General features: G+C 43.3%; 5 protein-coding genes. All 5 read left to right on the top strand.

The window, feature by feature from the left end; genetic code table 11:
- Positions 1–364: 364 nt before the first annotated feature.
- Positions 365–1,210 (top strand): 3-hydroxyacyl-CoA dehydrogenase family protein, encoded by an 846-nt coding sequence (locus tag B0X70_RS21465; protein ID WP_046395311.1) that lies wholly within the window; start codon positions 365–367, stop codon positions 1,208–1,210.
- 16 nt (positions 1,211–1,226) lie between these two features.
- The gene (locus B0X70_RS21460; RefSeq protein WP_105395313.1) at positions 1,227–2,285 is read left to right on the top strand and encodes an HAD-IIIC family phosphatase; all 1,059 of its coding nucleotides are present in this window, start codon (positions 1,227–1,229) and stop codon (positions 2,283–2,285) included.
- Between the two features lie 11 nt (positions 2,286–2,296).
- On the top strand, positions 2,297–2,554 hold the full coding sequence (locus B0X70_RS21455; protein WP_036809486.1) for a phosphopantetheine-binding protein: 258 nt from the start codon (positions 2,297–2,299) through the stop codon (positions 2,552–2,554).
- 9 nt (positions 2,555–2,563) lie between these two features.
- Positions 2,564–3,709 (top strand): acyl-CoA dehydrogenase family protein, encoded by a 1,146-nt coding sequence (locus B0X70_RS21450; RefSeq protein WP_217470340.1) that lies wholly within the window; start codon positions 2,564–2,566, stop codon positions 3,707–3,709.
- A gap of 248 nt (positions 3,710–3,957) precedes the next feature.
- Positions 3,958–14,226 carry a type I polyketide synthase gene (locus B0X70_RS21445; RefSeq protein ID WP_217470339.1) on the top strand — a complete coding sequence of 3,423 codons (10,269 nt, stop codon included), beginning with the start codon at positions 3,958–3,960 and terminating at the stop codon, positions 14,224–14,226.
- The last annotated feature ends 52 nt before the right edge of the window (positions 14,227–14,278 follow it).

Raw genomic sequence — 14,278 nt, 5'->3', positions numbered from 1 at the left:
CTGTCCGCTGCGTTTTGCCGAGCGTCTGCAAGGGCGGGTGTTCGGCAAAGCGTCCCATAAAATAGCAACCATACCTTATGCGCATCGGTCACGGCGAGGGGCGGTAGCGTACTAAACTTGTCATCAGCTATAAGAAAATAAAACGTATGGAACACTCTCGCTGCTGGAGAGGGAAGACAACGATACATTCATCAGTTTAAAAATTGCATTGTAAAGATATTCAAGAGCTGAAAGGCAAATTGAAAATCCCTTCAACTATTAGCTTAATTTCAATTATTAGCTCAATTTCAATCATCAAAGTTGTACGTATTTCAAGTACGTCAGTTTCTAGTCTGTTGTTACAATTTTAAAAAGGAGATTTGCTTTGAAAATATCGATTGTTGGTGCAGGTGTTATGGGGTTAGACACCGCGATGGTGTGCGCCGCTTTTGGTCACGATGTCGTCATTTTAGATATTGATCCAACAGTACTTGAGAATATTCCTTCCCGGATAAAAAAGGAGTTTAGGCTCTATCAAATGCTTGAGCCTTCACTTAAATCCGTGAATATCAATGAGCTGATTGAACGAGTAAAAGTAGTCAGTGACTATCAAGAAATTGAAGGGAGTGATTGGGTCATTGAAAATGTGAAAGAAGATCTGGCCGCGAAACAAAATGTGTATGAACGGCTGTCTTCTATTATTAATGAGAAGACATACGTCGCTGCAAATACTAGCTGTATTTCAATTACTAAGATTGGCTCGTGCTTACCTTATCCGGAGCAAGTTATTGGCCTGCATTTCATGAATCCCGTCGCGCTTAAGAAATGTGTAGAAGTGATTAAAGGTTTCCATACCAGCGATAAAACGCTAGAGGCTTCCCAAGCCTTGCTGCAAAGTATTAATAAGAGTGCGGTGGTGGTGGAAGACTACCCCGGCTTCGTTTCAAACCGATTATCTCACCTATTTATGAATGAAGCTGCTTTTTTGGTGCAGGATGGCGTTGCGACGCCAAAGGATATAGACAAGATTTTTAAAGATGGATATGGCCATGCGATGGGGCCTTTGGAAACCGCCGATCTGATTGGGCTGGATACCGTGGTGAATTCATTACGTGTCCTTTATGACAGCTATCAAGATCCAAAATATCGATGCTGTCCACTGCTTAAGAAAATGGTCGATGCCGGGCATTTGGGTAAAAAAAGTGGTATGGGTTTCTTTAAATACAAATAATTAGGAAAGTGTGAAAATGAAATATATTGACACACAAATTGAAGTAACAAATAAACCTGTCAAATGTGTGATTTGGGACTTGGATAATACAATTTGGGAGGGGGTTTTATCTGAGCAGGATGAGGTGAAACTCAAAGAAAATATTCCCCAGATTATCAAAAAACTGGATAATATGGGAATTTTGCAATCTATTTCCAGTAGAAATGATGCCAGTGATGCGATGGCTAAACTTCGCGAATTTGAACTGGATGAATATTTTATTTATCCGCAAATCAATTGGGGACCAAAGTCTTTATCGATAGAAAGAATTCAGAAGAGCCTGAATATTTCAACCGATACTTTTATTTTTGTTGATGACCAAATAATGGAGAGGGATGAGGTTAATTCAAAACATCCCGAAGTTGTTTGTATTGACGCTTTAGAATATAAGACAATTCTAGACTTACCGCGAATTGCGAACATGGAAATATCTGATGATGCAAAGCTGAGAAGGAGTCGTTATCAAGATGATATTCTCAGGAAAAATGAGGAAGAGCAATTTGTTGGCACGCCCGAAGATTTCCTCAGTCAATTAGATATGAAATTCTATATCGCTAAAGCCGAAGAGGAAGATTTGCTGCGAGCGGAAGAGTTAACTCAACGCACCAATCAACTTAATTCTACCGGCATTACTTACAATCGTGATGAATTATCCGAGCTTATGGCTTCTGATGATCATGACCTGTTTGTATTTGAGTTAGTCGATAAATATGGCTCTTACGGAAAAATAGGTCTTGCTCTGGTTCAATATAAAGGTGACACGGATTATATAAAGCTTTTGCTGATGTCATGTAGAACCCTGTCCAGAGGTGTTGGCAGTATCGCTCTGACTTATATTATGAAACAAGCTAAAGAAAAATCACATAATTTGCATGCTGAATTTAAACGGACACAGCGTAATAGACAAATGTATGTCACCTATCAATTTGCTGGTTTTAAAAAATGTCAGGAACTTTCAGATGATACAATAATTTTCTCTCACGATCTGAGCCAAGTTCCTGATTTTCCGCGTTATGTCAAAATTGAAATTAATTAAAGGATAAGAGTGTGAAAGATTCATGTATTGTATCAACAGAAATTCGTCATTTTATTGAAAGTAATATTACCAATTTAGATGATGATGTAGAGTTAAAGGACGATACGAATATTTTTGAAAGCGGTCTGGTTAACTCTTTATTTTCTATGAGACTGCTATGCTTTATCGAAGATAAGTTTTCGATCTCAATTCCAGATGAATATATTGAAAGAGAGAATTTTGTTTCGATTGAAAGAATGCAACAACTTGTCCAAAAAATAAAAGGTTAGATTTTATTTATGAATAATAAAATAGACCGGCTGGTTAAATTAGCGAAAGAGTTTTCAAATGAAGTACTTCGACCTAATGCCGGAGTGTTCGACCAACAAGGTGGAGTACCAAGAGAAGTTATTACTCAAATAGCCGATTTAGGATTTCTGGGATCTATTCTACCGCGAGAATATGGCGGTGGTGGCATTGATCCATTGTCATACGGCTATTTAACGGAAGAAATCGGTAAAGGCTGCAATTCGGCCAGGGCATTGCTTACGGTCCACACCAGTTTGGTGGGTGAAACGTTAGTGAGACTTGCCAACGCGGAACAAAAAGAAAAGTATCTGCCGGCAATGTGTAAAGGCGAGAAAATTGCCTGTTTTGCACTGTCTGAGCCGAACGCCGGGACAGATGCCGGCTCAATTCAAACAACCTATGAAGAGACAGATTCAGGTTATCGCATCAATGGTAATAAAAAGTGGATCACCTACTCGGGAATTGCTGATTTGTTTTTGGTCTTTGCCAAGAATGGCGACAAAATCAGCGCCTTTATCGTGGAAAAAGAAGCGGTTGGATTGAGTCGCACGCCAATGACAGGACTGTTGGCTAGTCGTGGTGCTTATCTATCCGAGTTGAGCTTTGATAACGTCGAGATCCCTAAAGATAGCCTGATAGGACGAGAAGGTGCAGGGTTAAGTTTTGTGGCGAATACCGCGCTCTTTTATGGCCGATACAGTATCGCTTGGGCTGGGGTGGCAATTGCTCATGCGGCTCTGGAGGAAATGATTACCTATGCCCGTAAAAGAGTGCAGTTCGGTAAAAAAATTGCTCAACACCAATTAATTCAAGGCTTAATTACCGATTCAACAACGGTTTTTTATGCGGCAAAAGCCTTATGCGAGAAGATTGGCGAATTAAGAAACCAAGGTAGCCATGATGCAATAATGGAAACCAATATTGCTAAATATCAGAGTTCCTTAGCTGCTATTCAAGTTGCAAATAATGCTGTACAGGTTTTAGGGGGTAATGGCCTGTGTAATCACTATCCTGTGGAGCGGTTATACCGAGAAGCCAAGGTGCTGGAAATTATCGAAGGCACCAGTCAAATCCAGCAAGTTTTGATTGCACAACATGCATTAAGACAGTTTTATCGTAAAGAATCCGTTCTTTAAAATCCCGCTATATCAATAGAAAGAATAAACCATCATGCCAAATATTATTTGGTGATGATGTCTTGAGTATCTTGGACGTCTATTTATTCGAAAAGTAAATATTATTTCTGAGATGCTCAATCATGACTATTAGGATCAGCTCTATTGGCTCCAGATTTGGAGTGTACGTTGAACAATAACCAAGCTCCGTATGAGCATTGATATCCTGCTATTACTCGCCTGTGTAACAACGAAAACAAAGGTTAATTATGGAAAATAGTTTTACTGGACTTGAGGTTGCTGTAGTCGGCATGGCTGGGCAATTTCCTGGCGCTGATAACGTAAGTGAATTCTGGGAAATGTTGCGAGGCGGTATAGATGGTATCAGCTCATTTACTGAAGACGAACTTAAAGCCAATGGAATTTCAAAAGAAGAGTATTTAAGAGAAAACTATATTTCGGCAAAGGGAATAATTAATCATCCATTTAAATTTGCCGCGGATTACTTTGGTATTAACCATTCTGATGCCGTAAGGATGGACCCGCAGATCCGTTTAATGATAGAAAACTGCTGGCAAGCTTTAAATCATGCCAATATCGACTCTAAAACATACCAAGGAAAAGTGGGGGTTTTTGCCGGAGCAAGTAGCCAATGGTCCTGGTTTAAAGAGCTTAATACACAATTTAGTTCAGCGGCTGAGCAGTTCCATGTTGCTACTTTAAATGATCCTTCATTTTGTACGCGGATCTCCTATTTACTGAACCTAAGAGGGCCATCGGTCACTATTCAAACTGCATGTTCGACATCCTTAGTAGCGATACATATGGCATGTCAGGCGTTACAAGCCGGTGAGTGTGACGTTGCATTAGCTGGAGGGGTGAGTGTTACCCATCCTCATAAAAGTGGTTATCTATATCAAGAAGGGATGATTAACAGCCCCGACGGCAAAACTCGAGTATTCGATGAGAATGCATGCGGTACCGTATTCAGTAACGGGGTTGGCGTTGTTGCGTTAAAGCGCCTTGAGGATGCTGTCCAGAGTGGCGATAGAGTCTTTGCCATCGTTAAAGGCAGTGCGGTAAACAATGATGGCAGTGACAAAATCAGCTTTACCGCGCCCAGCGAATTGGGACAAAAGAGTGTGATTCAGGATGCCCTTGAGTATTCAGAAGTGGACGCGGAACAAATTAGTTATATCGAAGCGCATGGAACCGGTACTTTACTTGGCGATCCTATTGAATTATCCGCGTTAAAAAGCATTTTTCAGGGGAATGGCTCGTGCGCGTTAGGTTCGGTAAAGTCTAATGTTGGTCACTGTGACGCAGCCGCCGGAGTTTTGGCTTTTATCAAGGTAGCGCTTTGCACCTATTTCAGAACATTAGTGCCTACGTTGCACTTTAAAAAAGCTAATCCAAAACTGGATTTGGACAACACGCCTTTTTATATAAACACCGAAACTAAACCGTGGGACATCAGTAATGGTGACGTGCGATTGGCAGGGGTGAGTGCATTTGGCGTGGGGGGAACCAATGCGCACATCATTTTGCAGGAATATGAGAATAGGGCGCAGCCTGCGTTGGCGGATCTACAATATCAATCATTGCCGAATCGCCTTGAGTTTAAACCCGTCTCGAATACCCAAAAAGAGACAGCTCAGCATGCGAAGGTTGCAGAAGTACACCAAGCGCATTCATTTGATAAGGCCAGTTTACAAACAGCGTTACTTGAGATGTTGAAAACGCATTTTGCAAAAGATGCGATTACCCTTAAAGACAACTTTTTTGATGCGGGGGCGAGCTCACTCGATATTGCGCAATTACATGATAAGGTTAACACCGAGTATGGCTTGAGCCTAAAAATCAGTGATTATTATCGTTATAGCAACTGTGAGAAATTAGCTCAGCATATTTGCTCGCTAGGTAATAGCCAAACGTTACCAAAGAGTAAACGCACACCTCAAAATACATCGCCAATATCCGTTTCAAGCGAAGAGACCAAGCACCATTACCCCCAACATGCGGTTGCGGTTGTGGGAATAAGCGGGCGCTTTCCGGGCAGTGAGAACATTCAAGAATATTGGCAAAATCTGCTAGAAGGTCATGAAGGTATCCGCTTTTTCTCAGATGAGGAGCTACTTGAAGCAGGTGTTCCTGCGGCTGTTTTGCAGTTGGACAATTACATCAAAGCCAAGGGCGTGTTATCTAGCTCGTTTGATTTTGATCCAGAGGCATTTGCGTATACGGCTCGTGAAGCTCAGTATATGGACCCTCAATTCAGGTTGTTACATGAAGCGACATGGCAGGTACTCGATGATGCCGGATATGGCAATCAAAAATACAGACCGATAACCGGGCTTTTTGCCTCTTGTGGCTCGAATCATCAATGGTTAGAGCGATTAAAAAAAGAGGTGACGGATTCAACGGAGCAGTTTGGTGTTGCGCTTTTGAATGACCGAGAGTTTTTGACAACTCGTGTTGCTTACAAACTAAATCTAACCGGACCGGCTGTGACGGTTCAAAGCGCCTGTTCCAGTTCCGCGTTGGCTATCACCTTAGCCTGTCAGAGTTTATACACTCATCAATGTGATCTTGCATTAGCTGGTGGTGTATCGATTACCACACCAGTTAAAAGCGGTTATGTCTATGCGCGAGGGATGGTCAACAGTTCTGATGGTCACTGCCGCCCATTTACCAAAGAAGCGAGTGGCACGGTATTTAGTGATGGCCTTGGAATGGTTGCACTCAAAAGGTTAGAAGATGCACTGAGGGATAATGACAACATCTATGGTGTGATCGCGGGTTTTGGCGTCAACAATGATGGTCATGACAAAACGGGATACACCGCTCCTAATGCAAATGGACAAGCAAATTGTATTCGCCAATCCTTAAATATGGCCGGTGTTAAACCAGACGAGATTGAATTTCTGGAAGCGCATGGCACCGCAACTTTGGTTGGTGACGAAATTGAAATTGAGGGCATCAAAGAAGCGCTTGGGGCAAGTGACAAAAATTGTGTCTTGGGGAGTGTTAAATCCAACATCGGTCATACCAATACAGCGGCGGGCGTAGCAAGCTTTATTAAAGCGATATTGGCGCTTAAACACCAAATATTGCCGATGTCATGCCATGTTACGGAAACGAACCCTGACTCATTGTCTAACACTCGATTCACTTTGATCGATAAATCAAGGCATTGGAAGTGTGACAATGAAATTAGAACCGCCGGAGTCAGCTCTTTTGGTATTGGTGGAACCAATGTGCACTTGACGGTTAAATCGATAGCGCAGTCGGTAAAGAGGGATAATGAGCGTTCAGAACTCGTCGTTCTGTCAAGCAAGAGCCAGCAAGGTTTAGCTAAAATAGCGAGTAAACTGCATGACCATATCCAGCATGCAGATCAAGAACCCAATCTGACCGATTTGGCTTACACGTTGCAATTAGGGCGAGGTGAGTTTGATGTCCGTTCGTCAGCGGTTGTAGATAGTATTGAAACACTGAGCGCCATGTTGTCTCGTTTGGCAAGTGGTAAGTCAGCGGGGCGTGAGATTTCAGACAATGCGCCCGGTCTTGTCTTTATGTTCCCGGGGCAGGGAGCGCAATATGTCGAGATGGCGAAAGGTTTATACCACGAGCTAGACATCTTCAAAACTAGAGTGGATGAGTGCCATCAACTGCTACGTGAGCAATTTGATATTGATCTGCTGTCGCTTCTGTATAGCGATGGAGAGGATGCAGAAGAACGTAGTATTGAACTGCAAAATACCCGCATCACCCAACCGGTTATCTTTGTTATCTCTTATGCACTGGCGAAGTGTCTGGAAAGTTTCGGCATCCGGGCCAGTGCAATGATTGGTCACAGCGTGGGAGAGTATGTCGCCGCGACATTGGCAGAAGTGATGACCTTGGAAGAGGCGCTTAAATTGGTTGCTTCACGTGGTCTCATTATGCAGGCGTGTGAACCGGGAGCCATGCTCAGTGTCGCTTCGAGCAGAGAAAAAATTGCGCCATTTCTGACGGATTCAGTGACACTGGCTACGATTAACTCGCCTAATTCGTGTGTTATCGCGGGTCCTTTGGAAGAGGTTAAAGCGGTACAAGCGCGATTGTCACAAGAGAATTACCGTTGTCGATTATTGAAGACATCGCATGCATTTCATACGGCGATGATGTTGCCCGGCGTCGATAAGTTTCGAGCGGAACTGGATAAAGTGGATTTTAAAGCGCCAAAAGCGGCGTTCTTATCAAACGTCACAGGCCAGTGGATACAACCGGAAGAGGCATGTTCAGCCGATTATTGGATCAAGCATTTATGCCAAGCCGTCGAATTCCAACAAGGCATTGAAACTTGCCTGCAAGCGCCGGAGCTAAACGTATTTTTAGAAGTCGGCCCGGGACGCACTCTTTCGACTTTTGTGAAGCAAATAGCGGATAGTCACGCGAATATTTCCGTGTTTAATCTGTTACGTCATCCACTAGAGGAAGAGAGTGACCGAGCTTGTCTGCTTAAGGTATTGGGAGAGCTTTGGTCTTTGGGGATTTCTATCGACTGGACTGCCTTATACCAAAATGTCTCTCCGGGGCGTATTAGTCTTCCAGGCTATCAATTCATCAAAGAGCCAAGTTTAAGTGAGTATCATATTTCCTCTACCACGACCGGTCGGACATCTGAAACCAAAATAACTAAAAAAGAATTAACGCAGTGGTTATATACCGAACAGTGGCAGGCTGTCGAATTACCGACTGAAAACACCGGACAGGCAAATAATATCGTCTGTTTTGTGCCGAGTTTAGCGTGGTGTGATGCGTTTACTGAGCGTTTTAGCCAAGAGGGACAAAAACTTAAATTCGTTATTCCGTCGCCGGAGTATTATGTTGACGGCCAAGTAATCGGCGTTACACCGGGAGATAAAAATAGTTTTGATAACTTGATGACTGAACTAGTCAATTCGAGTTTCTTGCCGGACTCAATTATTTTTGCCTGGCCGCTTTCCGGTACCAAAGACATAACGACATCTTGGTTTTCTGTCATCTTATTACTGCAATCGTGGGCGAAATCGGGTCGTTTATCTGAGTTTCGTTTATTATTGGCGACTACAGCACTGCCGGAACACAGTCTGCTCAACGGCTTAATTAAGGTTATCGCTCAAGAAGTCACGAAATGCCATCCTCGAATTATTGAATTAGATACGGCTGAATCTATTGAGGCAGCATGCGATATTCTTGCTCAAGAATTAACAGCAAGCGATATGCGCTTTATTGTTAAACGGTCTCAACAAGCGCGATTTGAAAAGCGTTACCAACAGCTTGAGAATAATGAACCGATTACCGACGTTATTGCCAAAAAACAGCTTTTCAAAAAACAGGGTGTTTATCTGATTACCGGTGGATTGGGTGATCTGGGTTTGCTGTTTGCAGAACACTTAGTGACGCGATATGGCGCTAAGGTGATTTTATCGGGGCGTAGGGATTTACCGCAAAAAGCGCAGTGGGGTGATGTTGAAATAAAAGCCCATCCTCAGTCAGAAATTATTGATCGAATACATCAATTATCTCTGATTAATGAAGGGGATATTGATTACTACGCGGCGGATGTTTGTGATCGGCAGGAGATGGAAGCGCTCATTACTCACATTGAAGCACAATATGGCTCGTTAAATGGGGTGATCTGTGCGGCCGGTGTGACGCGGGGAGATTCTTTCCAAGGCATTAACCATATTACTATGGAGAACTGTCAGCCTCAGTTTGATACAAAAGTTTACTCTTACCAATTGCTTGCAGAACTATTAGAACACAAACAAATTGATTTCTGTATTTTATGCTCTTCCATCGCGGCTATTTTGGGGGGATTAAGCTTCTCGGCTTACAGTTCAGTGAGTTCTTTTGCTGATGCATTTGCGAAACAACAAAATCAGTTGGGCAAGCCTTGGATTAGTATCAACTGGGATGGCTGGGTATTTGAGCGTAAAAATGCTGATGACGCCATAGGTTCTTCATTAGAACAGCTATTAATTGAGCCGGATGAAGGTCTTTATATTTTAGAGCGTGTTTTACAGTCACCTCTTGAGGCACAGTTAATTGTTTCTACCGGGGATCTGAATAAGCGATTTGAACAATGGGTCGGCACCCATATTAGACCTTTTACTAATCAATCCCATTCAGCACATTCAAGGCAGACATTCTCAAAGCAGATATTTTCAAAACAACAGATCGTCGACACTATTATGGATATTTGGCAAGACTTCTTAAAAATCCATTCGATTAATAGTGGTGATAACTTCTTTGAATTAGGAGCAAATTCACTGGATCTGGTTCAGGTCAATAAGCGTATTACTGAAGCGCTTTATATTGATTTGTCCGTGGTGGATATGTTCAGTTATCCGACATCGGAATTACTTGCGGGTTTTATTATTGAGCAAAACGCCATGATGGTGGGGGAAATATCATTAGATTCGGTTGAAAATAGTAAGGCAGCAGAATTTGATGCTCCATTGAATAGTCAACCGAGCCAAGATCTCGATGCTGATATCAGTAAAAAAATCGCCATTGTTGGTATTGCCGCGACATTCCCGGAAGCCGAAAACATTTACGACTTTTGGCAGAACCTCACTTACGGCAAAGAATCCATATCGATATTCAGCAAAGAAGAGCTGCTTGAAGAGGGGATAGATCAGGCGCTATTAGATAATCCCAACTACATCAGAGCGAAAGGGGTGTTTCCTAACGCGGGTGAGTTTGATGCGACCTTTTTTGGCTATACACCTTACGAAGCAAGGCAAATGGACCCGCAAGTTCGCGCCTTCCATACATGTTGCTGGCAGGCACTGCAAGACGCTGGAATGAAGCCCAAAGAAAGCAGACACAAAATTGGTCTTTATGCGGCAGCGTCAGGCAATTTGCAGTGGTTAGCTCAGGCGATGGCGACCGCTGAGGGAAGTGCGGGCCAATATAGTGCAATGACAGTGGCGGATAAGGATTATATGGCGACCATTGTCTCCTATAAATTGAATTTGACCGGCCCAAGTATGGTGTTGTCAACCGCTTGCTCATCGTCTCTGGTTGCCGTCAATGAGGCAATCAAATCCCTGAGGGCTGGAGAATGTGATGTCGCGCTTGCTGGCGGCGTCTCCATTACTTTACCGACAAAAGCCGGTTATCTCTCTGAAGAGGGAATGATCCATGCAAAAGATGGGAAGTGTCGCCCGTTTGATATCCAAGCCAGTGGGACGGTTTTTGGTGATGGCGTTGGCGTTGTGGTATTAAAGCCACTTCAACAAGCACTGAAAGACAACGACAATATCTATGCGACCATCATAGGCACGGCTATTAATAATGATGGCGGCAGAAAGGTTGGATACACCGCGCCAAGTTATCAAGGGCAAATTGACGTGATTCAAGCCGCGCTTAAAGATGCGAATGTCTCGGCAGACACGTTAAACTTTGTTGAAGCGCATGGTACGGGCACTCATCTGGGGGACCCCATTGAATTCAAAGCGCTTAAACACGCCTTTGCTACTGATAAGAAAAACTTTTGCAAATTAGGCAGTGTAAAATCTAATATCGGACACTTGAACTCGGCAGCGGGTATTGCCGGACTGATAAAAGCAACAATGGCGCTTAAATATAAAGAGCTGCCGCCGACAATCAATTTTGCCAGAATCAACCCGGAAATTGATATTGTCAACAGCCCATTCATTATCAGCAATCAATACAGCCGACTTGATGATTCTCAGGGACTGCTAAGAGCGGGTGTTAGCTCGTTTGGTATTGGTGGTACGAACGCGCACGTGGTGCTTGAACAAGCGCCAAGTGTCAATCGACAAACACTGACCAAAAAGCAGTCAGTTTTTCTGCCCATCGTATTATCGGCCCCTGATGAAAAGTCGTTAGACAGCTATAAGAAGCAGTTGAAGCGAGCAATACAAAGTAACGTAGTTGATAGTCACCTCAATGAGATGGCATTGAGTCTAATGCAAAGAGACGTTATGCCTTATCTGTTTGTTGCTTATAGCAGGGATTGTGAAGGTTTATTGCAGCGACTGTCGTCGCCATCTTCTGATTATCTCTACAACGGCATGACGTCAGAGAGAAAAGTGGTCTATTTGTTCCCGGGACAAGGCATGCAATATGCAGCGATGGGACTTTCGCTCTATCACACAAATGATCTGTTCAAAACATGGTGTGATCGAGGATTTGAAATAGCCAGCGAATATTGCGCGATCGATTTAAAACAGCTTTTCCTCGCAGGGGAAGATGATGAGAAATTGTATAATACCGAGTTTGCTCAGCCGTTAATGTTTATTATTGAGTATTCACTGGTGCAGGTTCTCGCATCTTATGGCGTTAAACCGACTGTGATGTTGGGTCATAGCTTAGGTGAATATGTTGCAGCAGCGGTTGCTGAAATATTCTCGTTCACAGATGCTGTTAGGATGGTTTGTGCCAGAGGCCGTTTGATGCAGTCCACTGAAGCCGCCGCTATGTTATCTGTTATGTGTTCGGCAACAGTGGCTCAAACCATGTTGTTTGGCCGCTTGGAAATCGCGCTTGATAATAGCAGCGAACTTTGTGTGCTCTCCGGTTCAGACGAGGAAATCACCGCATTTGAGCAACTCTGCGAATCCAGCTCAATCAAGACGAAGCGTCTTAAAGTCAGCCGTGCTTTCCATTCCCGTTATATGGAGCCAATTTTGGCTGATTATGAGCGAGTTATCGGTGACGTGAAACTCTCAGAACCCAAACTTCCTATCATCTCTAATGTGACCGGAGAATTGAGTACTAAAAATCTGATGGTGGAACCGCACTATTGGGTTCGTCAAATTCGTGAACCGGTGCGCTTTACTCAAGGACTGGAGGAATTACTGGCAAGCGGTGATGCTATTTTCGTCGAGGTGGGGCCTGGAAATGGTTTGTCGTCGCTGATTAAACACCATCAGGATTTCAATGCAAAACATGTCTGTCTTTCTCTTATTAGTCGTGGCAAAGAAGAGGAGACTTGCCTCATGGAAAGTCTGGGCATGTTGTCACTGTTGAACGTCAATGTCGATTGGCAGCATGAATTGAACGAGACAGTTGCACCTTCGGTAAACCTTCCTCCTATGCCGATTCGAGGTAAAGAATATCCTAAAGATGTGAAAAGGCTACAAGCCATTTTCTCGGGTCAAGCCGGTTCTGACGTAACCCAATTGTCTACACAAAGTGTAGCGAGAAGCCAAGTTTCTGACGTTACGCAGCCAAAGAGTATGGCAGAAGAACTCAAGATTATTTGGAAAGATGTACTGGGTGTCAGTAATGTGAACGGGGAAGATGATTTCATCACATTAGGGGGTAATTCACTATCAGCGGTGCAAGTCGTCGCCAAAGCGAAGTCTGTAAAAATTCCCGTTGATATGAATATGTTGCTATCGCGAAAGAGCTTAAATGAGATCATCCATTTGATCGATACGCCTCGTCCATCTATCTCGAGCGGCTGGCAGTACAATACACAGTTCAAACCTGAGTTTTACGGCAATGATGTGAGCTGTATGTATTCGGCAGTGAGAGAGAAACTAAAACATGATTATGGATTGAATTGTCCAAATAGCTTAATGCGAGCATCAGATGGAAGCTTACTGTTTGGTTTTAGCGTGCAGCCCTCAGACTCACAAGGCAATATCCTGAGTGACTATCAGAATTATGGTGCGCTATTGGATTGGCCTCAGTTGCAGGAAAGCTTCTCGTTTTCCTATCACAAGCAATTTTTTGACGATTTGGCATCTTACACTGCGTATTGCATAGAGGAACTGGAGAAAGGAAAACTGGTTATTGTCACCGGTTCAGATTACCACTTACCGTTTTCTCCTTCTTACGGGTTGAGTGATAGTGAATATTTACTCCGGCCTCTATTTGATAATCTGGAAATCGATGAGGAAGAGGTTATTCCACATGCATTTGTTTTGGTTGGGCGCACGCCAGGAGGCTATCAAGTCTATGACGGGAGCTTTAATTACTTTGGTGAAATAAGTGATCATGAGTTCGCGCAAACTGTTATCGGTTTCAAAGGACTTGAGTTTATGAAATCTCACGAGGTGTATCACAAATCTCGTCCTTATCTTGCTATATCGGTTATTCAAACTGGAGCGTTTTTATCTACTGACCATCTATTACGCGGGACGCTAGATAAAACTCTGTCGGGATTACAGACTCACACGGCTATTACGGACGAAAACACGCCAATACACCATTATGTTGGTATAAGTGCGGTTAATAAATTGATGGAAAGCCCTGAGTTGTTATTGGCGATGACATCGAGTGAATTGGAGCAGTTTATAAAACGGTGGTTGTCACAGTTGGAGCTTCTTCATCGTTTCCTTGCGATGGCAATACCTGATCATGCGCAATGGTGGGCGGACACTGTGGCGGGTATGACCGAAACTCTTCGGAAACTGATTGCCGTTGATAATCAAAATCTCAATGCCAACGACATCACCGGCACAATGACGTTATTTAAACAATTGCTTGAGAGCGTGATTGGCAAACTCGTGATTGAAAAACTAAAGTGATATTTGCTGTCATAGCTCTTGTTATGAGAGCTATGACGCGATATTAATTTAA

The organism is Photorhabdus akhurstii (assembly GCF_019090985.1).
Taxonomy (GTDB): domain Bacteria; phylum Pseudomonadota; class Gammaproteobacteria; order Enterobacterales; family Enterobacteriaceae; genus Photorhabdus; species Photorhabdus akhurstii.
Note: the sequence above shows the minus strand (reverse complement) of the source record. Positions and strands in the feature narration are given on the sequence as shown.

Coding starts and splice junctions, on each gene's coding strand:
- B0X70_RS21460 (WP_105395313.1), top strand. CDS start 1,227: ATGAAATATATTGACACACAAATTGAAGTAACAAATAAACCTGTCAAA.
- B0X70_RS21450 (WP_217470340.1), top strand. CDS start 2,564: ATGAATAATAAAATAGACCGGCTGGTTAAATTAGCGAAAGAGTTTTCA.
- B0X70_RS21445 (WP_217470339.1), top strand. CDS start 3,958: ATGGAAAATAGTTTTACTGGACTTGAGGTTGCTGTAGTCGGCATGGCT.